Consider the following 22,628-nt stretch of genomic DNA (forward strand, 5'->3'; position numbering starts at 1 on the left):
AAGCGAGGCCGTCACAGATTGATCGTCCGGGCTCCGATCGGCCTTGTCGGCGTGAAAGTGAGGATGTTCCGCCGCTGTCAGACGAAGAGTGGTGTCGGGTTCAGCTTCTCGTACGAGGTCGGCTCTCGGAGACGGCCGAGCGCCACCGGCACGTCGAACAGGCGGCCAGGCGCGAACCGGGCCCAGAAGTGCCGCAGGCCCGGCACGATCACCTTCACCACCGGCAGGCCCAGGTCGGGACGCAGCTGGTCGAGGACCAGGAGTTCCAGACCGGTGGCGTGGACCAGCTCGGTGATCGCGTGCACATCGTCGAGGAGGTCGGGGCGGTGCGGGGTCGGCCAGTGTCCGGGGCCGCGCGGCGCCACCTGCGGATCCGGCGTCAGGTAGGGCTGGTTGGCGACCGTGGCGTGCCGCCACCAGCGCGTCGGCTCGGGGTCGTCGAGCCGGTATCCGGACCCGTCGGGCAGGACGTCGGACACCGCGGGAAGCAGTTGCCCCATCTCGGTGAGCGCGCGCCGCAGCGCCGTCCGCGGGTCGAAGTGGGCGCCGAACCCGAAGATGACGTCCTGGGCCGGCTTGTCGATGCGACGGGAGAGCGCCGCCATGACGGGGATCCCGAAGTCCGAGGTCAGGTCCAGGACCCAGATCTCCCGGTGGACGCGCCGGTATCCGTGGCGCAGCCGCTCCACGTAGGACTCGTCGAAGGCGTCCAGGTCGACCGAGGGCTGCCGGGTGCGGTTGTACCACCACAGGGCGACCGCGTCCCGCTCGACCAGTTCGAGGAAGCCCTGAAGGAGAGCGTCCTCGGGGCTGCCGCCGGCGGCGTTGCCGTTCGAGTCGGCCCACAGGCCGTCGTCTGTCCCTGTTCCCGCGCCCGCGAAGTAGAGCATCGAAGTGGGCAACAGACGCCGGGTGTTGTGGGTCAGGGACCAGACGGGGGTCCAGTCGGTGGGCAGTGTCTCGTCGAAGGGGGCGCTGACGTGCTGGAACCGGGAGTGGGTCGCGTTCCAGAGCTCCCGCTGGGCGTACTGCCGGTCCGCGTACAGCTGGCAGTCGTTCGGGTGCACGGCCGCTGAGCCGAGGCCGCGGTAGGAGTCCCGTACCACCGGCTCGTCACCGTGCCGGGTTCCGCTGTAGCGCTCCACCGCCTCGCCCAGGGCGCTGGCCCGGGCCTCCGTCTCGTTCAGGCCCTTGCCGCCGCTGAGCGCGCGCAGGCCGGAGCGCAACCCGGCGAGCGTCGCGGACCCCATCGCCAGGTTGTGACCGGAGACGTAGGAGGTGACGAAGTCCGGGCAGCCGGGCGCCTTTCTGATCTCCTTGACGACACCGGTCACCGGATTCACCAGATGACCGTACGTGCCGAGCATCTGCTGTGCCGTCAGCGCCCGGTGGCCGTTGCCGCCGGTGACGGCCTTGAGGCGGGTGACCGGCCGGAACGGGGCGCGTACCCGCCGGGCGATCAGATCCGCGTCCCCGCACTCGGGACACTGCGGGCGTCGACTCACCGGATGCGAGGCGGTGCGCAGCCGGACGGTGTCCATCGTGTGGATGTGGCCCTGCTCCGGATCGCGTACCCCGGCCAGCCACTTCGTCGTCTCCAGGACGGCGATGCCGATGGCGAGAGAGCGTCCTGCGGCCAGGGACGCGACGGGGCGGGGGAGCGGCCCGTCGAGCCCGAGGGCCCGCTGCACCGGCACCTCCGAGTGGCGGTGCCCGCGCAGCCGTACGGAAAGGCAGTGCCAGCAGGGGCCGTTGTCCGGTTGGAACACCGGACCGACCCACGGGTCCGCCCCGCACAGCTTCGCGAGCAGCCATGGCTGCCCGGCGGCGCGGTGTGCCGCGTCCACCGCGGCGAGTTGGGGTGACAGATAGTCGTCGCACAGGACGAGGGACAGGTCGGCGTCGGTGCCGGGCGGGGAGATGGTGATCCCTTCGGCGCGACAGGCCCGCGCCACGGGATCCGCCGCCACTCCGGGCAGCGCCTCGACCGCGACGGTGGCGCCCGCGACGGTGGCCGCGGCTCGGCCGCCGTCCAGGCCGATCAGGTCCCAGTACGCCTCGGCGGCCGGGTCCGTGTGCGGCGGTTCGGGAACGTCGAACCGCAGCAGACCCGCGCCGTCCAGGGCACGCAGTGCCGCCTCGGCGTCCTCGATGCCGAGCTCCGGGGCGGCCTCGCGCAGCACGGCACGCGGGCTGCGCGTACCGTCCAGAAGCGGCACCAGGACCTCTGCCGGGTGGCCGTGCAGTGCCGTGACGCCGCGGCGCGACACCAGGTACGTCGCGTCGTCCGGCAGGACCGTGGGGCGCAGGTGGCTCTTGAAACCCACCAGGACACGGTCCCCCGCAGCGAGCACGGGGGACCCGTCCTTCCGTACGTCGGAAGGGGTCACGCGCCGAGCCGCCCGGCCCTCCGCGCGGCGGCCGGGACAGCGCTCTCGGCCTGGATGCAGAACGTGGAGAGCGCGACCATGTGGTCCGCCGCCGAGTCGAGCTCCTCGATCACGAGGACGGATCGGGCGGACCGGGCGGGGCGGGCGGGAACGGCGCTGTCGGCCTTCAACTGAATGCCGGAGGAAAGCAGGTTCATGTCTTGTCCCTCGTTGGTGTGGTGTGTGTTCCTTGGCCTCGGTGGTGCTGCGTGCTGCTCCGTGGAAGATTCTGCGAAGTCGGCCTCGCTGCGCACAGTGCCGGTGTCATCACTGCGAGATGAAGAACTCACGTGGGGCCGGAGGTGGCCTTTTAAGGCTCCGCTTGATCACGGTGATCCGTCCGGCGTCGCGTGGCACGCTCACGGGACGCTCCTTTTCGGCTTCCGTACGCGAGGAAGCTTCCGTACGCGAGGAAGAAGGCCCCCGTGATTGCCGAGACCGCCGCCCCGCCCTACGGCCAAGTGCTTCGGCTCGACGAGCTGTTGCGGACTGCCCGCGTCCACGACGACGATGTGGACCACGTCCTTTTCCTGGCCACACACCAGTCCTGCGAGATCCTCTTCGCCGTCGCCCTGCGCCATCTGGAGGAGATACGCGCGGCCCTGGACACGGGCGACGCGGACAGGGCCGTACGCAGGGCGGCCCCGTTGCCGCGGCTGATGGCCACGCTGACCCGGCACTTCGACGGGCTCGCGACGTTGACCCCGGCCGCGTTCGAGGGCATCAGGACAGCACTGGGCGACGCCAGCGGATTCCAGTCCGCGCAGTTCCGCGAGATCGAGTTCCTCTGCGGCCTGCGCGACTCCCGCTACCTGACCACGGGCGGTTTCACCGAGGAGGACCGGGCGCGGCTCGAAGCGCGGCTCGGGGAACGGACGGTGGCCGAGGCCTACCGGGACTTCGTCGACACGTGCGCGGACCGGGCGGCCGCCGAACGAGTGCGGCTGGCCCTCCTCGAGTTCGACGACGCCGCGGCCGTCTGGCGAGCCCGGCACGCCGTGCTTGCCGAGCGCTTCCTCGGCACGGCCGTGGGCACCGCCGGATCCGAGGGCGCCGGTTACCTGTGGCGTGCCGCCCTGCGCCGGATGCTGCCCGAGGTCTGGACCCCACTGCCGTGACCGCGCCCGACACGGCACGCACCGGGCTCGACCGGGAGTACTCGCCCAGCTCGCGCGTCACCGACCTCGACGTCCACCTCGCCCGATACGCCACCGACAGCGCCCGTGCCCGCGCCGATCTCCCCGTCCACCTGGACGTGTCCTGCGGCCCCCTGCCCGAGCAGCGGCTCGACCTGTTCCCGGCGCCCGACCCGCACGCCCCCCTGTTCGTGTTCGTGCACGGTGGCTACTGGCAGGAGCTCAGCAAGTCCGAAGCGGCCTTCGCCGCACGGGACTTCCTGGCCGCCGGCATCTCCTTCGCGGCGCTCGGCTACGGCCTGGCGCCGCGGCACCGCCTGCGCGCGATCACCGCGGCCGTCGGCGACTCACTGCGCCGTATCTGCACCCGCCGGGCCCAACTGCCCATGGCGCCCAGGGCCGTTCACCTCGGCGGTCACTCCGCCGGGGCCCACCTCGTCGCGAGCACGCTCCTGGACGCCGACGCCCTCCGCCTCTCCGGAACGATCACCTCCGCGACGCTGATCAGTGGCGTCTACGACCTGGAGCCCCTGCGGCACACCTACGTCAACGACGCCCTCGGCATGGACGCCGACGAGGCCCGCGACTGCAGCCCGCTGCACCGCATGCCCACCCGGCTTCCCCGGCTCGTCGTCGCCCTGGGCGAGAACGAGACGGACGCGTTCACCGCGCAGCACCACCGGTTCGTCGATGCCGCCCGCGCGGGCGGCACCGAGGTGACCGATCTCGTCGTACCCGGACGCCACCACTTCGACCTGCCCTTCGACCTCGCGGACCCGGACACGGTGCTGGGCGCCGCGGTGCTGGGCATCCTGTGCAACGGCCACTGATCGAGAGGCTGTTGCCGTCGTACGTTGCCGGGGCCGAGGCCCGCGCCGACGCGGCGGACGACGCCCTGCACCCCGAGGAGCGGGCCGCGGTCGCCGGGGTGGGCGAGGGGCGACGCCGCGAGTTCACCACGGTCCGGCACTGCGCCCGCCGCGCCCTGTCCGCGCTCGGCCACGCCCCCGTGCCCCTGATACCGGACGCGCGGGGGGTGCCGCGCTGGCCCGACGGGGTCGTGGGGAGCATGACGCACTGCCGGGGATACCGGGCCGCCGTCGTGGCGCGGCAGTACGACGTGCGCGCACTGGGGGTGGACGCCGAGCCCTGGCGCCCGTTGCGCGAGGGTGTGCTCGGCACGGTCTCGCTGCCCGGGGAACGCGAACGGCTGGCGGCGCTGGAGGCGTCACACCCCCGACTCGCCTGCTGGGACCGGCTGTTGTTCTGTGCGAAGGAAGCGGTCTACAAGGCGTGGTTCCCGGACACCGGGACCGAACTGACCTTCCGGGACGTGTCGGTGGCGTTCGACCCGGCCGACCACACCTTCCGAGCCACCGTCCTGGTCCCGGACCGGCGTGACTTCACCGGCCGCTGGCTCGCGAGGGACGGGCTTCTGGTGGCCGTCGCCTTCGACGGCTGACCGGTGAGTTTCGGCGGGGGCTTAAGAGCGTGGTCCGGGCGGCCGCGTGTTCCTACGCTGGCGATCGTCCGGAAGACCGCGCCGCCGTCCCTGCCCCGTCCGCACCCAGGAGCCCCCGTCATGGTCCATGTACCCCACCCCAGCTCGGTGTCCGGCGCGGTGCGCCCCGTCGAGGAGGCGTCCGTCGTCCACATGGTCGTACGGCATGTGCGGACCCGGCCCGACACCGTGGCGGTGCGGTCGGCCCACCGTGCGCTCACCTACCGGGAGTTGTGGCGGCGGGCCCTCGTCGTGGCCGCCGCCCTGGACGAGGCGGGCGTCGTCGCGGGGGACCGGGTGGCCCTCATCGCCGCGCGGACCCCGGACACCGTCGCGGGAGCCCTCGCGGTGATGGCGCTCGGCGCGGCCTATGTGCCCATCGACCCGGAGCACCCCGGCGAGCGCGTCGCCGCCGTACTCGCCGGCGCCGCTCCCACCGCGCTGCTGCACTCGGGACCCGACGCGACCGAGGGACTGCCCGCCCGATCCATACCGTTCATCGACATCGCGGCCCTGCCTGACGCCGACGCCCCCGACCGCGGCGCCACCCTGCCGGGCCCGGAGGACATCGCGTACGTCGTGTTCACCTCCGGCTCGACCGGCATCCCCAAAGGCGTCCGGGTGCCGCACGCCTCGCTCGCCAACTACGTCTCGTGGTGCGGCGAGCTGGTGGGCTCCGAGGGGACCGGCAGCCCCCTGTTCGGCAGCCTCGGCTTCGACCTGGCGATGACGTCGCTGTGGGTCCCGCTCGCGCAGGGCCGCACCGTCGTGACCGTCGCCGGGTTGTGGGACCAGAAGACACTGTTCGGCGAGCGCCCGGAGAAGTACACGTTCGTGAAGATGACTCCCTCGCACGCCCGCTTCTTCGACGTCCTCGCACAGCCACCCCGCTACGACCGGGTGACACGGCTGCTGATGTTCGGCGGCGAAGGCCTCGACCCGGCGCTCATCGCCTCCCTGGGCGACCGCCTCGACGGGGTCCGGCTCGTCAACCACTACGGTCCGACCGAGACCACCATCGGCTGCTGTGCGTTCCCCTTCGACCGTACGACGCTGCCCGCGACGCCGACCGTGCCGATCGGCCGGCCCGCCTGGAACACCCGGGCGTACGTCGTGGACGACCAACTGCGTCCGGTGGGGCAGGGCAGCCCGGGTGAACTGGTCATCGCCGGACGCGCGGTCGCGGCCGGCTACCTGGGCCCGCAGCCGTCGGGCGAGCGGTTCATCGACGAGGCCGAGCTCGGCGGGGCGGCCGGGCGTGCCTACCGCACGGGCGACACGGTGGAGCTGCGGCCCGACGGCACGCTGCTCTACCTCGGGCGCGCGGACGACCAGTTGAAGGTCAACGGGCACCGGATCGAACTCGGGGAACTCCGCCACCACGTGCTGTCCGTGCCGGGTGTCGCCGACGCGGTGTTCGACGTCGTGCGCGGCCCGATCGACACGCTGGAGCTGTTCGTACGGCCTGTCGCGGCGAGCGGCGTCGACGGCCTGGCCGACGCCGTCCGCTCCGCGCTCACGACGGTGCTGCCCTCCGCCCTGGTGCCGGAGGCCGTGCACACCGTGCCGGAGATCGTCGTGAACGCCAACGGCAAGCGTGACGTCGCGGCGACGAGGTCGCGCGTGGCCTGAACGGGACCGGCCGCCCACCACCAGGTCGCCCGCGGCGCACATCAGTGAGCGGTCAGCGTTTCGTCAGCGCGGGTCGAGATCCTCGAAGAGCCGGTGGACGACAACCGGCGATCGAAACCGACCCGACCTGGAGTGTGTGACGTGGCGAACCCCTTTGACGACCCGGACGGAACCTTCCTCGTGCTGGTCAACGACGAGGGCCAGCACTCCCTGTGGCCCGCCTTCGCGGAGCGCCCCGGAGGCTGGACGGTGGCCCTCGGCGAGAGCTCGCGCGACAAGGCGCTCGCGTATGTGGAGGAGCACTGGACCGACCTGCGCCCGCGCAGCCTGCGCGGCCCGTCCGCCGACGCTCCGGCCGCCTGACGAGCCCGGCCGAGTCAGGGCGGAGGAGCAGCGGTGGCAGCGGTGGAATGGGCGATCGAGGCCGAGGGCCTGTCCAAGCGGTACGAGCGACGGCAAGCGCTGGGCGGAGTCGACCTGGCGGTGCCGTCGGGAACCGTGCTCGGCCTGCTCGGTCCGAACGGGGCGGGCAAGACGACCACCGTCAGAATGCTCTCGACCCTGCTCGAACCGGACGGCGGCCGGGCCCGGGTCGCCGGCTACGACGTGGTGCGTCAGCCGGCCGAGGTACGGCGGCGCATCGGGCTCGCCGGACAGTACGCGGCGGTGGACGACATGCTCACCGGACGGGAGAACCTCGTCCTCATCGGTACGTTGACCCACCTGGGCCGGGGTGCCGCGCGCGCTCGGGCGGCCGAGTTGCTCGACCGGTTCGAGCTGACCGGGGCCGCCGACCGCCCGGCGCGCACGTACTCGGGCGGTATGCGGCGCCGCCTCGACCTGGCGGCCTGTCTGGTGGCGAGGCCGTCCGTCCTCTTTCTGGACGAGCCGACGACGGGCCTCGACCCGGTCAGCCGCTCCCGGCTGTGGGACGCGGTGAAGGAGCTGGTCGCCGACGGTGTGACCGTGCTCCTGACCACCCAGTACCTGGAGGAGGCCGACGTCCTCGCCGACCGGATCGCGGTCATCGACACCGGCCGGGTCATCGCCGAGGGCACCCCGGAGGAGCTCAAACGCACAGCGGGTGAGGAGCGGCTCGAAGTGTCCCTCACCCGGCCGGAGAGCGTGGCGCGGGCTGCCGACGCGCTGCGCCGCGTCGCCCCCGGCGAGCCGTCCGCGGACCTCGTCGACGGCACCGTGTCGATCGTCCTGAGCGACGGCATACAGAGCATCGAGACCGCTGCGGCAGCGCTGCGCCAGGCAGGTGTCGACGTCGCCGACTTCGCCCTGCGCAGACCCACCCTCGACGACGTCTTCATCTCCCTCACCGGCAAGTCGACCTGAGCGGCGGTTGCCGCCAGCAGCGCGACCACGGGGGCATCACCATGCAACGAATCCACTTCATCCCTGCTGACTTCGCTCGGGTCCGCCTGAGAACGACCGTCGGCCCGCTCGTGGAGAGCGCCTTCGCGTACGGGTTGCTCGGGCGCGGCGTCGGTGCGCCGTTCGCCCGCTGGCGCAGCCAGGTCGGGGAGCGGCTGACCCAGTGGCCGCTCCCGCTGACCGGCGGCAGCGCCGCCCCCGGACTCGACGGGCTGATCGACCTCATCGAACGCGGTGGCCGCTGCGTCGGCACCGACGCCTCCACCGCGCGGAACGCGCCCGGTCCGCCCTTCCACCCGGCGGCCGGCGATCTGTCGCTGGTGTGGCGGGTCGCCGTGGCACCGTACTGGGAGCATGTACGGGCCTACCTGGAGGCCGAGTGCGAGGCCCGCGGCCGCGTACTGATGGCCGGCGGGGTGGAACTGCTCCTGACCACCCTGCACTCCAAGATCACCTGGCGTGCTCCGGTCCTTGAGATCCACGACGGCCCCGACGAGGACATCCGTCTCGACGGGCGCGGTCTGGTGCTCGCTCCGTCCGTGTTCCTGGCACACCGGCCGGGCAGGGTCACCCGCCGCCTCGACGACAACGGTCCGGTCGTGCTCGCCTTCGCCGCGCCGCCCGACACCCACCAGGCGACCGGGCTGTGGGACGAGCCGGACGACAGTGGCCAGTCGCTCGGCGCCCTGGTCGGGCAGACCCGGGCCGCCGCGCTGCACGCCCTGCGCAGCAGTTGCACCACCAGCCAGCTGGCGGACCGGCTCGGCATCTCGGCGGCGGGCGCCAGCCAGCACACCGCGGTACTGCGCCGGGCGGGCCTCATCACCACCCGCCGCATCCGCAACACGGTGCTGCACACCCTGACCCCGCTCGGCGTCGCCCTCCTCAAGGGAATCTCCCCCCGCCCGGCGAAACCGGCCGCCGTGGGCGTCCCGGCCCGCCGCCGCCCGGCCGGCGCGGCGGTGGGCCACCGTGAGCCGCGCCCGGTGACCGACCTGACGGCACGCACGACTCCGGCCGCCTGAGGTTCCGTCGATCCCTCCGCCCCGGCGCCGGGACGTGTTCTCCGCGCACCGCTGTGCGCACCCCGCTGCGACGCCGTCGGCGGGGCCCGGCACGAACCACCGTGCCGGGCACCGCCGACGGCGTGTGCTCCGCTACTCCTTGATGCCGGCCATGTCCCCGGGCCTGCCGCGCAGTACGGCGCCCGCCGCCAGCAAGGTCGTCGTGAGGGTCAGCGCCGCCGCTCCGGCCACCACCGCGACGAGGATCCACGGCGAGCCGCCGGGCAGCGCGGTGCCGAGGACGCTCATGCTCAGCGGCACCAGCGTCGCCCCGGCGACCAGGAGACCGAGGAGGATGCCGGCCAGGGCCACCAGGGACGCCTCGACCGTCATCATCTGCAGGACCTGGCGGCGCGTGGCCCCGATGAGACGTTGCAGCATGAACTCCTTGCGTCGCTCGGTCGTAGCGAGGATCTGTGTGTTGATCAGGGCGAGTGTGGAGTAGCCGACGACGACTCCGAGGACCAGGTACGCCATCCACGCCTGGGTGTCGTCCGCGTCGGCCTGCGCCGCCTCCAGGACCTCCCGTCCGACCACCTGGAGGCCGGGCTGCTGCTTCGCCAGCGTGGAGAGTGACGCGCTCAGCCGGGCCGGGTCCGTGCCGGCGGCGGCGCGCACCAGGATCTGCGGGACGAGCCCGCCGTCCGTGTGCCCGACGAGTACCGACGCCGGGACGAGCGCGGTCTCGTAACCGCGCCGCCCGTCGACCGTGGCGACCAGCCTCAGCTTGACCTGCGTGCCGTCACCGAGCCGCATCGGGACCAGGTCGCCGAGCTCACGGTCCTTGGCGTACGTGGCGGGCAGCGCCACGGAGTCGCCGCTCAGGGCGGTGAGGCTGCCCGTCGCGGCGTGGTACGCGGTCGTGCGGTCCAGGCCGTCGGGCGTGACTCCCTGCATCGACAGCTCGGTGGGCTGCGGGCCCTTGTCCTCGCCCTCGCTCGGCCGCATCGGCTCGTCCGGCTCGATGTAGCCGGTCGTGGGGATCTGCGCGGACGCCGCCGCCACCCCCGGCTGCCTGCGTACCGTGTCGACGAGGCCGAGCGGCAGACCACCGGAGGCCGATGTCACGACGACGTCCGCGCGCAGGTTCTCGTCGAATGCCCGCTGGGCACCGTCGGACTGCGTGGTCTGCATGTAGATCAGGCCGACCGCCAGACCGCTCGCCAGCATCACCGGCATCACGGCCGACGCGAGGCGGGCCGTGCGCGCCCGCGCGTTGTGCGCGGCGAGTTCACCGGCGAGCCCGGACACCTTGCTGACAGGACGGCGCAGCACGGCCACCATGGCGCGTACGACGACGGGTCCGAGGAGACCGAACGCCGCCGCCCACACCATCGCCGCCGGAGTGGCGACCCCGGCCGCGTCCGGCCCCGCCGAGCCCGCGGTGCCCCAGGCGAGGGCCCCGCCCCCGGCCAGGCACAGCAGCCCGACGACCAGCCGGAACGCGCTGAACCAGCGGCGCTGCAGCGTCGCTTCGGCCAGCGCCTCGGTCGGCCTGGTGCGCGCCGCGGCGTGCGCCGCGATGTACGCCGCACCGACAGCGGTGAGCAGCGCCGTGCCCACGCCGACGATCACCGGCACGGAACCGGCCCGGTAGGCGATCGACTCCGGTACGACGCCCGCGTCCGCGAACGCGTTCAGCAGCCAGTGTCCGAAGCGGGGGCCCGGAATGGTGGCGAGCCCGGTGGCGATGACCGCGAGGAACAGGGTCTCGCCGACGATGAGGCGGCGCAGCTGCCCCGGTGTCGTACCGATCGTGCGCAGCAGTGCCATCTCGCGCTGCCGCTGCTGGATGGAGAGGCCGAGCGTGCTGGCCACCACGAACACGGTGACCATCGCCGACAGACCGCCGAACGCGGCGGCGAGCGGGACCAGATCGCTGCCGTCGGCCACCACGTCCGGGTCCTCGGCGCGGCCGCGTTCGTCCCCGGTCAGCACGGTGACGGCCGAGCCGTCGACGACCTCGCGGACAGCGGCGGCGACCTCCTGGGTGTTCGCGCCGGAGGCCGGGAAGACGCCGATGTTGTCGGTCGTGCCGACGCGGTCGGCGACCTCGGCGGCCTCGGCGTCGGTGAGGAAGACGTCCACGCCGTCGTCGGGACCGGTGGCGAGCCCGGAGACCTGGTAGCTCTTCTCCACGCCGTGGACGAGGAGTTGGATCCGGTCGCCGGTCTTCAGCCCCGTACGGTCCGCCAGGTCCTCGCCCAGGACCAGCCGGCCGTCCGTGCCGGGGGCCGTACCGTCGGTGAGCCGGTAGGGGGAGAGCCTGGCGGAGGACCAGCCGTGACCCGTGACCGGGCCGCCCCTGGTGAGGGCCGCCGGGAACGACAGGTCCCGCACCGCCGCCTCGACGCCCGGGACCTCCGCGATCCTGTCCGCCCACTCGGCGTCCATGTGGAGCCGTTCGGGGAAGACGAGATCCTGCCGTGTGTAGGCGTAGCGCTGGTCGCCGGTGACGACGATCGGCGCGGCGGCCAGCCGGTGCGGCGGCGCCGCGTTGTGGATTCCGGTCTCCAGGAGCCCGCCGGAGCCGATGACGATGACGGCACCGAAGAACAGGGCCACGAACGAGGCGATGAAGCCGCCCTTGTGGAAGCGCAGGGTGCGCAGCGCGATGCGGATCACCGGCGCACCCCGTGGTCCGGTCCCTGGAGCGCGAACGGGTCGCTCCATGTGCCCAGTTTCTGCATCTGCTCCGTGACCTGGTCGACGGACGGACGCTCGAGCGTGCCGATGAGCCGGCCGTCGGCGAGGAAGACGACCCGGTCCGCGTATGCGGCGGCCACCGGGTCGTGGGTGACCATCACGATCGTCTGTCCCACCACGTCCACCGACTGCCGCAGCAGCGTGAGCACTTCGGCGGCGGTACGTGTGTCCAGGGCGCCGGTCGGCTCGTCGCCGAAGATCACCGCGGGCCGGGTGACGAGTGCCCGGGCGATGGCGACGCGCTGCTGCTGACCACCGGACAGCTCACCGGGACGGCTGCGCCGCTTGTCGGACAGACCGACCTGTTCGAGGACCTCGTCGACGACGGCCTTCTTGGGGCGGGTGCCCGCCAGGCGCAGCGGCAGCGTCACGTTGTCCACGACGCTGAGCGCGGGCAGGAGGTTGAACGCCTGGAAGACGAAGCCGATGCGCTCGCGGCGGAACTTGGTCAGGGACTTCTCACGCAGCGGGGCGAGGTCCACCCCGTCCAGGTGCACCGACCCGGACGTCGGCCGGTCAAGGCCCGCGGCGCAGTGCAGGAAGGTGGATTTACCCGATCCGGAGGGGCCCATGACGGCGGTGAAGGTAGCCCTCTCCAGGCTGATGCTGACGTTGTCGAGTGCCGTCACCCGGTTCTTGGGTCCGCCGTAGAGGCGGCTGACGGATTCGAGGCGGACGACTGGTTGGGCGGGCGGGTCCTGTGTCCCGTTCATGGGTGTCCTTAGGGGCGTTGGATAGGCAGGGCAGGATCGGGGGTGCGGGGCGTGCCTCCGGGGGAGGCGGGCGCGCCCCGCACCCGGTGGTCAGGGGGTTGTGGGCCAGGCGGCGAACTGCCGTAGCCCGTACAGGAGCGGGGGCCGCCCGCTCGGTCGGCTGATGCGCCGCACCGTTCCGAAGACCGTCACGTGGTCGCCCATGCGCTGGGTCAGGGACACGGTGCAGTCGGCGATCGTGTGCGCGTGCCGTGGGAGGTGCGGTCCGGCGGCGCCGGCCGTCCGCTCCCAGTGGGTGACCCGGAACCGCTCGGGGTCCCCCGAGGCGAACAGTTCGGCGACGCTCCGGGCGTCCTCGTGCAGCAGGTTCACGGTGAACTCACCCGAGGCGAGAACGGCTTGGAGCGTGGGGCTGCCGTCCCGCAGGCACACCAGGAGGGTCGGCGGGGTCAGGGCGACGCTGCACACCGACGAGCAGGTCATGCCGCGCGGGGTGCCGTCGAGATCCTCCGCGGCGATCACCGCGACCCCGGTGGGGAAGCTGCCCATCATCGTGCGGAAGTCGTCGGACGGGGTGGTGGCCGTTGTCGTCCGGACGCTGGACCGGGTCATCGGGTACCGCTTTCCGCCGCCGCGGCGACCGGTTCGGGGGTGCGAGCGGGCTCGGGTCCGCTCGCACCGCGGTCTAGGAGGCCGAGCAGCGGACCCGTCGCGGCGGTGGTGGCCACCGCCATCAGGGTCAGCGCGAGCACCAGGGGAGCTGTGAGGATCCCCGCGCTGAAGCCGGCCTGGAGCACGATCAGTTCGGTGAGCCCGCGCGCGTTCATCAGCACCGCGATCCGGCGGGACGCGCCGGGTGGCTGACCGCCTAGACGCGCTCCGAGGTAGCCGCCGATCCCCTTGCCCGCACAGGCGAGCACGAGGGTCGTCACGAGCAGTGCCCAGGAGAGCTGGGTGAAGGCCTTGTCGAGCACGGTGATCCCGGTGACGACGAAGAACGCGGGTACGAGCGCCCGCCCGGCCCGGGTCAGGTTCGCCACGACCGGCGTCCACGGGGTGTCGTCGCCCGTCGGGATCGCGAGACCCACCAGGGCGGCGCCGAGGATCGCCGTCATGCCGAAGTGCTCCACGGTCAGTGCCACGGCCAGCGCCGCCGCACCGAGCACCACGGTGGCGGTCCGTGGCCGCAGCGCGCACGCCCGTCCCACGGCCGTCACCCGCATCCCGAACCGCACGGCGAGCGCGCCCGCCGCACCCAACCCGATGCCGAGGACGGAGTGCAGGAAGCCCGTCGCGCTTCCGGCGTTCAGGCTGATCGCGAGCATGCACAGCAGCCAGCCGACCGAGTCGATCGCGACGGCCGCGGACAGCGCGAGCCGTCCGGCCGACGTGGTGCTCATGCCGCGGTCGGCGAGTATGCGGGCCAGGACGGGTACGGCCGTGATGGACATCGTGACGGCGACCATCAGCACGAACGCGGGCAGCGTGGCGTTCCCGCGCACCGCGGGGTCGTCCTGGAGCAGCACGAACCCGGCGAGCAGGGTGCCCGCGAACAGCGGTGGGACCAGCGATCCGGCCGCCAGCCAGAGGGTGGCGCGCCGCTCGGCGCCGGAACGGGCCCGCAGTTCATGGGCCAGCCCGACGAGGAACAGTACGAGCCCGGCCTTGGCGACGTATTTCAGCGCCTCCAGGGCGGAGCCGGGCAGTACGGCGTCGAAGGTGTCCTGGCCGAGCAGACGGAGCACGGCGGGCCCGGAGAGCAGCCCCACCACGATCTCGCCGATCACCTCGGGCTGGCGCAGCCGGCGCGCCACGCTACGGCCCACGCGGGCGAGCAGCAGAACCACGGCGAGCAGCGCCGCCAGGTGCGCGGCGTGGCCCAACGGTTGCAGGAAGTCCATTGCGCAGCACCTTTCCGCTGGTCAGTGCTGCGCGGCGAAGTAGTCGTACGCCTTCGGCAGTGTCTCGGTCAGCCGGCGTGTCTTGTCGCGGATCGCCGCGAACTCCCGCTCCGCCGGGCCCGGGTCGGACAGGGCGAGGGCCGGTGAGGGCTTCAGTTCGATTCCGCCCATGCCGAGCAGGATGCACATGTACGAGTAGGGCGGCAGGCCGTGGTAGTAGGGGAAGACCGTTTCCGTGTCGGGGAGCTGGGTCTTCCACGTCTCGATGCGCTCCGCCAGCCCGTCCGGTATGCGCCGGGTCTTCGTGTCTCGCCAGTACTGCGTGTCGTCGCGTTTGGCGGCGACGTAGTGCAGGACGAGGAACTCCCGTACGCCGTCCATGACATGGGCGATCGAGTCGTTGTAGAGCTGCCGCTGGACGGGGCTCCAGGACTCGTCGGGGAAGTTCTTGGCGAGCTGTTCGATGGCGTGGTGGATGAAGAAGATGCCGGTGGACTCCAGGGGCTCGACGAAGCCGCTGGACAGGCCGATCGCGACGCAGTTGTTGACCCAGGAGTTCTCGCTGCGGCCGATCCGCATGCGGATGTGGTTGGCCTCGACATCGGCCGCGGCCGGGCCGACGAACTCGCGCAGGGTGCGCTCGGCCTCCTCGGGGGACAAGTAGTCCTTGGCGTACACGTAGCCGGTGCCGATGCGGCCCATCAGCGGGATCGTCCAGATCCAGCCGGCGTCCTGGGCGGTGGCGGTGGTGCACGGCAGGATGCCGCGTGCCTTCATGTCCTGCGGGACCTGGAGGGCGACCGCGCTGTCGTTGGGCAGGGTGTCCGCGTAGGAGACGAACGGGACCTCTAGGGCCTTGTTCAGGAGCAGTGCGCGGAACCCGGTGCAGTCGACGAACAGGTCGCCCTCGATGTCGCCGTGCTCGGCCGTGGTGACACCGGAGATCCAGCCGCGCTCGTCCAGATTGACCTTCTGGACGTCGTCCGTGATGTGCGTGACGCCGCGCTCCACCGCGTACGTCGTCAGGTACTTGGCGAGCAGGGCCGCCTCGAACTGGTAGGCGTAGGGGAACTGCGTCTTGCCCTGGTGCTCGGACATCGTCAGGCCCTGCATCTCGTCCGCGCCCTCGACGAAGGGCTGGTCGATCAGCGTGCCGTCCAGGTGGCGGGGGCTGAGCCCGGCGTCGATGACGGAGGGCATCACGAAGCAGTCCCTGTCGAACCGGTCCGTGGGGCCCCCGCGCAGCCACCAGTCGGTCAGCGGGAAGCCGTTGACCGATCGCATCTGCTCGAAGGGGTGGTAGAAGGAGTGGCCCTTCTCGCGCCAGTTCTCGAACCGGACGGCGAGTTTGTACGTCGCGTTGCACGCCGGCATCCAGTCCCTCTCCTTGAGCCCGAGGAACTCGAAGAAGTGCCGGATGTCACTGAACGTCGCCTCACCGACACCGACCGTGCCGACATTGCCGGACTCCACCAGCGTGATGTCGATCCGGTCCCCGAATGCCGCCTTGAAGTACGAGGCCGTCATCCATCCCGCTGTTCCGCCGCCGACAATCACAAGTCTGTTGAGCATGGGTCGACTCCTGTTCGCTGACCGATTTCCCGTACACGGGAGGAGCCTAGGAACCGGCCAAGGAGCGCGACAGGTTGTTAAGCGGGCGCTGAAACACGCCGGTTGAAACGGTTCGGTGGCCGGGATCCATCGGCGTCAGCGAACCGTCAGTGAGGTTCGGAATTATGCCCGCACGCCGTACGCGCGGCAAGGGGTGCCGGGGCGCGTGCGCGTACTCGGCAGGCCTGTTCCCGCTGTGGCCATACCATCCGGATGCTTGTCGGTGGCGCGAATGGTATTTCCCCCGACCGGTGGACACGGGCGATATTTGGCCTCCACCGACCGACGAATACGGGGGCATTCTCAGTGGACATACTGGTTCTCGGTTCTGTTTCTGTGCGGTACGGCACCCGGCAGCACGCCGTGGTGTCGAAGCGTCTGACGGCGATCCTCGCCCTGCTCGCGCTCTCGCCGGGCCGCACGATCCTGGCGGACCAGCTCGAGGACGAGCTGTGGGCGAGCCGCACTCTCACCAATGCGCGCAACGCGTTGCAGGCCAGCGTCGGCCGGCTGCGCAAACATCTGGGGTCGATCACGGGCCTGCGCGGCGACGAGCTGATCCGCACCGTGGGCGGCGGCTACCAACTCGACGTCCCCGCCGGCTCTGTGGATGCCCACCGCTTCCGTGAGCAGGCACGCAGCGGTGCCGACCTGGTGACGGGCGACCCCGCGCTGGCCGCCGTCGTGCTGGAAGAGGCCCTGTCCCTGTGGCGCGGTCCCGCCCTGAGCGACGTCCACGACGGACTTCGGGTACGGATCGCGGCGGCCGATCTGGAGGAGCAGCGGATCACCGCGTACGAGGATCTGATCACCGCGCGGCTGGCGGTGGACCCGCACCGGATCTCACTGCCGGAACTGCGCGGGACGGCCGCCGAGCATCCCGAACGGGAGCGACTGAGCGAGTTGTTGATGCTGGTGCTCTACCACGCGGGGCGGCAGGCCGAAGCCCTCGATGTGTTTCATCGCGCGCGCCGCAGGCTCGTGGACGACATGGGGCTCGAACCGGGCCGCGCACTGCACCATGCCTATCAGGCGATCCTGGAACAGGACCCCAGACTCGGTGAACCACGGCAGGTTCTCGCCCACCGCTGAAGTCCTGCTGAGGGAATACTGAGGTAATGCTGAAGGGATATTGAAGTACGGCAATAGGCGACTGTCCGTCCTCCCGCGTCGCGGTTAACGTGGATCGGCAGTGGATTCTCCGCCCCTTCCGGCTCCTGGACTTCCGAACAGGTCCCGGAAAGGGCGGATTCCGTATGTCCGCTCTGGGACGTAAGGCGGCTCATGGACATCGAACTAAGGCATGCGCGGATCGTCGTCACCATTAGTGAAGCCGGGAGCATTTCGCGCGGCGCCAGCGAACTCAATCTCCCCCAGCCGAGTCTCACCGCCCAGCTCAAACGTATCGAAAGGGCAGTCGGCGGCACCCTGTTCGTGCGGTCCCGAACCGGCGTCACGCCGACCCCTCTGGGGGAACGGCTGATCCCGTTGCTCGACGATCTCGTGCAGCGTGCCGACGAGGTCGTCGCCCAGGCGAGCTGTGCCACCGCCGGCCGACTGCGCCTGGGCAACACCGAATGGACCCCGCCCACCCTCGGCGACGCCCTGAAGAGCGTGCTGCCCGACACCACCGTGGCGACCGAGACCCTCTCACCCGCCGCCGCGGTGGCGGGCGTGCGCCGCGGCGCGCTCTCCGTGGCCCTGGTGCCGGGCCTCGCCCTGCCGTCCGGCCACGCGTCCGACGTGGCCGATCCCGCCCTCGCCAGCGCGGTCGTCGTGCGCGAGCCCGTCTGGCTCGCGCTGCCCGCGGACGGCGACCGGGTCGGACGGGTCTGGGTGCGCTACTCGCGCCACCACTGGCTGCACACCGTCGAGGAGCGGCTGCTCGGCCGGCTCGGCCGGGCCGGTCCCGCCACGGTGCTGCACCAGGTCAGCACGCAGCGCGAGGCGATGACGTGGGTGCACGACAGGGGAGCCACGGCCCTGGCCACGCCCTCCGGTGCCACCGCCGACGTACGCCTGCAGCCGCTCCCCGACACCGAGCTCGTCGAGATGCTCCTGGTGTGGCGCCGCGGCGCGGTCACCGAGGAGACGCTGCGCCGCCTCGTGGATGCGGTCCGCGACTACTACTGCGCATACGCGCGCACGGTGCCCGGCTACTGGGAATGGCTCGTCGAGCATCACGCCGAGCTTCCCGAACTCCAGCCGTTCCTCACGTAGTTCCGCACAGGACCGCGGGACACAAGACCTTGGGGCGGAGCCTGTCAGCGGGCGGTCAGTGACTCGTCAGCGAGGGATCAGCGCGGTCCGCCAGCATCGTCGGCATGACAACAACGAATGAGCTCAACGCCGAGGACCGCGCCAGGATCAAGGAGATCATCTGCGACATCCTGGAGATCGAACCGGAGGACATGACCGGCACCAGCCGCTTCAAGGAGGACCACGAGGCGGACTCGATGGGCGCCATCGAGATCCTCTCCCAGCTGGAGCGGGCCTTCGGCGCCGACATCGACCAGGCCGAACTCTCCCGCATGGTCGACCTGGACAGCGTCGTGACCGTCGTCGGCGAGGCCGTCGCGGCCAAGCTCGCCCGGACCAACTAGCAACCGCGGCCTGACGGACACGACGGGAGAGCATGGTGTACGACGAGGAGCAGCGGCCGCGCCGGGTGGTCATCACCGGACTCGGCGCGGTCACCAGCATCGGGCTCGGAGCCCCGGCCTTCCTGGACGGACTGAAGTCCGGCCGCAGCGAGGTCAAGCCCATCACGGCCTTCGACACGACCGGCTTCGCGCATGCCAACGCATGCGAGGTGACCGACTTCGTGCCCACCGAGTGGATCCACCACGTCGACCCCCAGGAGCTGGGCCGGGCCACCCAGTTCTCCGTCGCGGCGGCCAACATGGCTGTCGCGGACGCCGGTCTGACCGCGCGGGACCTGCGCGAGCGCAGGGTGCTGGTCTCGATCGGCACCACCGACGCCGAGTCGCGCGATCTCGACACCCTGGCCGGCATCCAACTGGACGAAGGACCCGAGCGGTTGTCGCCCGGTCTGGCGCGCAGGGCGCAGGCCGGGCGCCTGTCCAGCGGTATCGTCCGGGAACTCGGCCTGGTCGATGTCGAGGCCCTCACCATCCCGACCGCCTGCGCCGCCGGCAACTACGCGATCGGCAGCGGCTTCGACGCCATCCGGCACGGCGAGGTGGAGACCGCACTGTGCGGCGGCGCCGACGCCGTCTGCCGCAAGACGTTCACCGGCTTCTACCGCCTGGGCACCATCGCTCCGGAGGTCTGCCAGCCCTTCGACATCGACCGCAAGGGCATCCTCACCGGGGAGGGAGCGGGTGTCCTCCTTCTGGAGAGCCTCGATTCCGCCCTCGCGCGCGGGGCGCGGATCTACGCCGAGGTGCTGGGCTACGGACTGAACTGCGACGCGCACCACCCCGTGTCGCCGGACCAGGACAGCCTCGCCCGCTGCATGGAGATCGCGCACCGCAACGCCGGCGTGGCGCAGGAGGACATCGACTTCATCTCCGCGCACGGCACGGGGACGCGGGCCAACGACGTGACGGAGGCCGGCGCGATCCGGCAGGTCTTCGACGCCCCGCCACCCACGGTCTCCATCAAGTCGATGCTCGGCCACTCCATGGGGGCGGCCAGCGCCCTGGCAGCGGCGGCCTGCGCCCTCGCCATCACCGAGAACTTCATCCCGCCGACCCTCAACCACCGTGAGACGGACCCCGAGTGCGCGGTGGACTGCGTGCCGAACGAGGCCCGTCCGGCCGTCCTGAACGTCGTGCAGAACAACGCGCTCGCCTTCGCCGGCAACAACGCCGTGGTGATCCTCGGCCGCGTGGACCGCGTGTCCGGCTCGGAACGCGCGGTTCACGCGGAGCCCGTCAAGGAGGCTGCCTGATGTCGTCCCTCGTCATCTCCGCCTGGTCGGCGATCTCCCCCTACGGCGTCGGCAACGCCCCCTTGCGGAAAGGGCTCGCCGAGGGACGCGACGCCGTGGCCGCCCTCGACCGCGACATCCATGAGGTTCCCTTCCAGCAGGCCGCCCTGGTACCGGACTTCACCGCCGCCCAGTACCTCGGCAAGAAGGGCACCCGGACCATGGACCGGGTGACCGCGCTCGCCGTCACCGCCGTCGGCGGAGTCGTCGAGGCCGTCGCCGAGGAACTCGCGGCCCGGCCCGAGCAGACCGCCCTGGTTCTCGGCACCGGCTCCGGCAGCGTCCAGAGCATCATGGACTTCACCAGGGACTCCCTCACCGGGGAGCGCCCCTACCACGTGGAGGCCGCCCGCTTCCCGAACACCGTGATGAACCGGGCGGCCGGACAGAGTGCCATCTGGCACCGCATCAAGGGCCCCAACACCACGGTGGCGGGCGGCTCGTTGACCGGCCTGCTCGCTCTCAACCACGCGCTGCGGCTGCACCGGGGCGGACACTGCACGCGCGTGTTCTGCGGGGCGGCCGAGGAGTTCACCACGCAGCGCGCCTGGCTGGAGTGGCACGGGAGGGCCGACGAGGAGCGGGGGACCCCGCTCGGTGAGGGCGCCGCCGTGTTCCTGGTCGAGCCCGCCGAGGACGCCGCGGCAGCGGGCCGCACCGCCCTGGCCCGCGTCGGAGCCGTCCGCTTCCGCGGCTACCAGGGGACCGACGGCCCCCGCGAGGCGCTCTCCGTGTGCGTTCGCGACGCGCTGGACACGGCGGGTGTGGCACCCGAGGACATCCGGTACGTGGCCCCGCTCGGGGGCGGTGGGAAGCTCGCCGCCGAGGAGGAGCAGGCCGTCACCGATGCCCTGCCCGGCGCGCACCCCGAGTGGATACGTCTGCGCGAACGTGTCGGAGACACCTCCGCCGCGGCCACCGCGCTCCAGTTGGCCGCCGTCCTCGCCACGGCCGGTGAGCGGGGCCTCGGACCCGGTGAAGCGGCCCTGGTGACCGGTGTCGAGCGGGACGGCCAGGTCGGCTGCGCCGTGCTCGTCGGCGGCTGAGCCGTGCTCACATCCCTGCTCAGATCCGTGCCCGAGCCGACGGAGCCCTGCCTCAGAACCTTCAGGAGACAAGCATGTCCGCAACCGATCGACCCGTCGCCCTCGTCAGCGGCGGCTCGCGCGGCATCGGCCGCCATGTGGTGACCCGGCTCGCCCGCGACGGCTACGACGTGGCGTTCTGCTTCCAGTCCGACAAGGAGGCCGCCGAAGCCGTCACCGAGGAGGCCACCGCCGTGGGCGCCCGTGTGTACGCGGCGCGTACGGACGTGGTCGACCACGACGCCGTACGCGACTTCGTCAAGGCCGCCGAACGCGAACTCGGTCCGCTGCGCACCGTGGTGTCCTGCGCGGGCATCGTGCGCGACAACCCGCTGGTGCTCCTCGCACCGGCCGACTGGGACGCGGTCGTGCGGGTCAACCTCGACGGCACGTACAACCTCTGCAGGGCCGCGGTCTTCGCGATGATGAAGCGCAAGGCCGGTTCCGTGATCACGCTGTCGTCCGTGGCCGGCGTGTACGGGAACGCCACCCAGGCCAACTACTCGGCCAGCAAGGCCGGAATCATCGGTTTCACCAAGGCCCTCGCCAAGGAGTCGGGTCGCTACGGCATCCGTGCCAACGCGGTGGCGCCCGGCTTCATCGACACCGACATGCTCTCCGGCCTCGCCGCCGGGCACGTCGAGAAGATGACCGAGCGCATCCCGCTCGGCCGCCTCGGCCGTCCCGAGGAGGTCGCCGACCTGGTGGCGTTCCTCGCGTCCGACCGCGCCTCGTACATCACAGGACAGGTATTCGGAGTCGACGGCGGCCTCGTCGTCTGACCGGAAAGGGGCGCCACCATGCCCGAGAACAAGACGCCGCGGTTCTACTTCTCCCTGCGCAGCCCGTACTCCTGGCTCGCCTACCGCACGGTGATGGCCGAGCATCGGGACCTCGCGGAGCGCCTCGAATGGGTGCCCTTCTTCGAGCCCGACCAGCTCAGCGCACGTCTCATGAAGGAACAGGGCGGGCGGTTCCCCTACTCGGAGATGTCCCGCGAGAAGCACCGCTATGTGCTCCAGGACGTCGGCCGCATCACCAAGTCCCTGGGCATCAAGGTCGTCTGGCCCGTGGACCGCGACTCCATCTGGGAGGTCCCGCACCTGGGCTACCTCGTCGCCCGCAGCCAGGGCCGCGGCCACGACTACATCGACGCGGTGTACCGGGCCAGGTTCGGCCAGGGCCGCGACATCTGCGACCGGCGGACCATCGAGGACATCGGCTGGGAGCTGGGCATCGACCCACTGGCCCTGTCCCGCGCCAGCGACCGGCCCGAGCTGCGCGCCGAGGGCATCCGCATCCTCCTGGACGTCTGCGCGGACGGTGTATTCGGCGTTCCGTTCTTCGTGCACGGCTACAGCCGCTTCTGGGGGATCGACCGGCTCGACGCGTTCGTGGAGCACCTGCGCTCCCGGGAGGAGCCGGCCACCGCGGTACCGCGCGAGTTCACCGCCGCCGGCATCGGCACGGCCACCGACGACGGGCACGCGGGCGGCTGCGGCTGACCGCCCC

Annotated in this window: 21 protein-coding genes; 14 read left to right on the plus strand and 7 right to left on the minus strand. The window is 71.7% G+C overall.

Annotated features, from left to right (window positions below; genetic code table 11):
* Positions 1-77: 77 nt before the first annotated feature.
* Positions 78-2,354 (minus strand): TOMM precursor leader peptide-binding protein, encoded by a 2,277-nt coding sequence (locus ACFYXF_RS06715; protein ID WP_389348494.1) that lies wholly within the window; start codon positions 2,352-2,354, stop codon positions 78-80.
* A 32-nt stretch (positions 2,355-2,386) separates the two neighbouring features.
* Entirely contained in the window at positions 2,387-2,587 is a 201-nt protein-coding gene (locus ACFYXF_RS06720; RefSeq protein ID WP_389348495.1) for a hypothetical protein, read from the minus strand.
* Positions 2,588-2,854: 267 nt separating this feature from the next.
* Here ACFYXF_RS06720 and ACFYXF_RS06725 point away from each other — a divergent pair, with 267 nt between their 5' ends.
* The 7 genes from ACFYXF_RS06725 (at position 2,855) to ACFYXF_RS06755 (ending at position 9,106) form a co-directional block, all read left to right on the plus strand.
* Entirely contained in the window at positions 2,855-3,547 is a 693-nt protein-coding gene (locus ACFYXF_RS06725; RefSeq protein WP_389348496.1) for a tryptophan 2,3-dioxygenase family protein, read from the plus strand.
* Entirely contained in the window at positions 3,544-4,395 is an 852-nt protein-coding gene (locus tag ACFYXF_RS06730; protein ID WP_389348497.1) for an alpha/beta hydrolase, read from the plus strand. The genes ACFYXF_RS06725 and ACFYXF_RS06730 overlap by 4 nt, the downstream gene beginning before the upstream one ends.
* 11 nt (positions 4,396-4,406) lie before the next feature.
* Positions 4,407-5,027, plus strand: coding sequence for a 4'-phosphopantetheinyl transferase (locus ACFYXF_RS06735; protein ID WP_389348498.1), 621 nt, complete (start codon positions 4,407-4,409; stop codon positions 5,025-5,027).
* Between the two features lie 120 nt (positions 5,028-5,147).
* Entirely contained in the window at positions 5,148-6,698 is a 1,551-nt protein-coding gene (locus ACFYXF_RS06740; RefSeq protein ID WP_389348499.1) for an amino acid adenylation domain-containing protein, read from the plus strand.
* A gap of 141 nt (positions 6,699-6,839) precedes the next feature.
* Complete coding sequence (locus ACFYXF_RS06745; RefSeq protein WP_389348500.1) at positions 6,840-7,061, plus strand: MbtH family protein; 222 nt, start codon at positions 6,840-6,842, stop codon at positions 7,059-7,061.
* Between the two features lie 42 nt (positions 7,062-7,103).
* A complete protein-coding gene (locus ACFYXF_RS06750; RefSeq protein ID WP_389348995.1) occupies positions 7,104-8,042 on the plus strand; it encodes an ATP-binding cassette domain-containing protein in 939 nt (312 codons plus the stop codon).
* Positions 8,043-8,083: 41 nt separating this feature from the next.
* Complete coding sequence (locus ACFYXF_RS06755; protein WP_389348501.1) at positions 8,084-9,106, plus strand: ArsR/SmtB family transcription factor; 1,023 nt, start codon at positions 8,084-8,086, stop codon at positions 9,104-9,106.
* 132 nt (positions 9,107-9,238) lie between these two features.
* Here the strand turns inward: ACFYXF_RS06755 and ACFYXF_RS06760 are convergent, their stop codons facing one another.
* The 5 genes from ACFYXF_RS06760 to ACFYXF_RS06780 form a co-directional block, all read right to left on the minus strand.
* The gene (locus ACFYXF_RS06760) at positions 9,239-11,770 is read right to left on the minus strand and encodes an FtsX-like permease family protein (protein WP_389348502.1); all 2,532 of its coding nucleotides are present in this window, start codon (positions 11,768-11,770) and stop codon (positions 9,239-9,241) included.
* Positions 11,767-12,564: an ABC transporter ATP-binding protein gene (locus tag ACFYXF_RS06765; protein ID WP_389348503.1), complete on the minus strand. Its 798-nt coding sequence runs from the start codon at positions 12,562-12,564 to the stop codon at positions 11,767-11,769. Before ACFYXF_RS06765 ends, ACFYXF_RS06760 begins: the two co-directional genes overlap by 4 nt.
* A 90-nt stretch (positions 12,565-12,654) precedes the next feature.
* Positions 12,655-13,176, minus strand: a complete 522-nt coding sequence (locus ACFYXF_RS06770) for a flavin reductase family protein (RefSeq protein ID WP_389348504.1) — start codon at positions 13,174-13,176, stop codon at positions 12,655-12,657.
* A complete protein-coding gene (locus ACFYXF_RS06775; RefSeq protein ID WP_389348505.1) occupies positions 13,173-14,465 on the minus strand; it encodes a cation:proton antiporter in 1,293 nt (430 codons plus the stop codon). Before ACFYXF_RS06775 ends, ACFYXF_RS06770 begins: the two co-directional genes overlap by 4 nt.
* Before the next feature lie 21 nt (positions 14,466-14,486).
* The gene (locus ACFYXF_RS06780) at positions 14,487-16,037 is read right to left on the minus strand and encodes a tryptophan halogenase family protein (protein ID WP_389348506.1); all 1,551 of its coding nucleotides are present in this window, start codon (positions 16,035-16,037) and stop codon (positions 14,487-14,489) included.
* A gap of 345 nt (positions 16,038-16,382) precedes the next feature.
* Here ACFYXF_RS06780 and ACFYXF_RS06785 point away from each other — a divergent pair, with 345 nt between their 5' ends.
* The 7 genes from ACFYXF_RS06785 to ACFYXF_RS06815 all read left to right on the plus strand — a co-directional run bounded on the left by ACFYXF_RS06785 (position 16,383) and on the right by ACFYXF_RS06815 (position 22,621).
* Positions 16,383-17,168, plus strand: a complete 786-nt coding sequence (locus ACFYXF_RS06785) for a BTAD domain-containing putative transcriptional regulator (RefSeq protein ID WP_389348507.1) — start codon at positions 16,383-16,385, stop codon at positions 17,166-17,168.
* A gap of 192 nt (positions 17,169-17,360) precedes the next feature.
* A complete protein-coding gene (locus tag ACFYXF_RS06790) occupies positions 17,361-18,296 on the plus strand; it encodes a LysR family transcriptional regulator (RefSeq protein ID WP_389348508.1) in 936 nt (311 codons plus the stop codon).
* 104 nt (positions 18,297-18,400) lie between these two features.
* Positions 18,401-18,679 (plus strand): acyl carrier protein, encoded by a 279-nt coding sequence (locus tag ACFYXF_RS06795; protein WP_389348509.1) that lies wholly within the window; start codon positions 18,401-18,403, stop codon positions 18,677-18,679.
* Between the two features lie 32 nt (positions 18,680-18,711).
* Positions 18,712-19,992: a beta-ketoacyl-[acyl-carrier-protein] synthase family protein gene (locus ACFYXF_RS06800; RefSeq protein ID WP_389348510.1), complete on the plus strand. Its 1,281-nt coding sequence runs from the start codon at positions 18,712-18,714 to the stop codon at positions 19,990-19,992.
* Positions 19,992-21,077: a beta-ketoacyl synthase N-terminal-like domain-containing protein gene (locus ACFYXF_RS06805; RefSeq protein ID WP_389348511.1), complete on the plus strand. Its 1,086-nt coding sequence runs from the start codon at positions 19,992-19,994 to the stop codon at positions 21,075-21,077. Before ACFYXF_RS06800 ends, ACFYXF_RS06805 begins: the two co-directional genes overlap by 1 nt.
* Positions 21,078-21,151: 74 nt before the next feature.
* Positions 21,152-21,898: a 3-oxoacyl-ACP reductase FabG gene (gene fabG / locus ACFYXF_RS06810; RefSeq protein ID WP_389348512.1), complete on the plus strand. Its 747-nt coding sequence runs from the start codon at positions 21,152-21,154 to the stop codon at positions 21,896-21,898.
* Positions 21,899-21,916: 18 nt separating this feature from the next.
* Entirely contained in the window at positions 21,917-22,621 is a 705-nt protein-coding gene (locus tag ACFYXF_RS06815; RefSeq protein WP_389348513.1) for a 2-hydroxychromene-2-carboxylate isomerase, read from the plus strand.
* Positions 22,622-22,628 lie beyond the last annotated feature (7 nt).

This window comes from Streptomyces sp. NPDC002680 (assembly GCF_042889145.1).
GTDB lineage: Bacteria > Actinomycetota > Actinomycetes > Streptomycetales > Streptomycetaceae > Streptomyces > Streptomyces adonidis.

What these genes read in the sequence shown, in the direction of transcription:
- ACFYXF_RS06815 (WP_389348513.1), top strand. Translation starts at nt 21,917, where the DNA reads ATGCCCGAGAACAAGACGCCGCGGTTCTACTTCTCCCTGCGCAGCCCG.
- ACFYXF_RS06720 (WP_389348495.1), bottom strand. Translation starts at nt 2,587, where the DNA reads ATGAACCTGCTTTCCTCCGGCATTCAGTTGAAGGCCGACAGCGCCGTT.
- ACFYXF_RS06805 (WP_389348511.1), top strand. Translation starts at nt 19,992, where the DNA reads ATGTCGTCCCTCGTCATCTCCGCCTGGTCGGCGATCTCCCCCTACGGC.
- ACFYXF_RS06755 (WP_389348501.1), top strand. Translation starts at nt 8,084, where the DNA reads ATGCAACGAATCCACTTCATCCCTGCTGACTTCGCTCGGGTCCGCCTG.
- ACFYXF_RS06795 (WP_389348509.1), top strand. Translation starts at nt 18,401, where the DNA reads ATGACAACAACGAATGAGCTCAACGCCGAGGACCGCGCCAGGATCAAG.
- ACFYXF_RS06775 (WP_389348505.1), bottom strand. Translation starts at nt 14,465, where the DNA reads ATGGACTTCCTGCAACCGTTGGGCCACGCCGCGCACCTGGCGGCGCTG.
- ACFYXF_RS06765 (WP_389348503.1), bottom strand. Translation starts at nt 12,564, where the DNA reads ATGAACGGGACACAGGACCCGCCCGCCCAACCAGTCGTCCGCCTCGAA.
- ACFYXF_RS06740 (WP_389348499.1), top strand. Translation starts at nt 5,148, where the DNA reads ATGGTCCATGTACCCCACCCCAGCTCGGTGTCCGGCGCGGTGCGCCCC.
- ACFYXF_RS06780 (WP_389348506.1), bottom strand. Translation starts at nt 16,037, where the DNA reads ATGCTCAACAGACTTGTGATTGTCGGCGGCGGAACAGCGGGATGGATG.
- ACFYXF_RS06790 (WP_389348508.1), top strand. Translation starts at nt 17,361, where the DNA reads ATGGACATCGAACTAAGGCATGCGCGGATCGTCGTCACCATTAGTGAA.
- ACFYXF_RS06800 (WP_389348510.1), top strand. Translation starts at nt 18,712, where the DNA reads ATGGTGTACGACGAGGAGCAGCGGCCGCGCCGGGTGGTCATCACCGGA.
- ACFYXF_RS06770 (WP_389348504.1), bottom strand. Translation starts at nt 13,176, where the DNA reads ATGACCCGGTCCAGCGTCCGGACGACAACGGCCACCACCCCGTCCGAC.
- fabG (WP_389348512.1), top strand. Translation starts at nt 21,152, where the DNA reads ATGTCCGCAACCGATCGACCCGTCGCCCTCGTCAGCGGCGGCTCGCGC.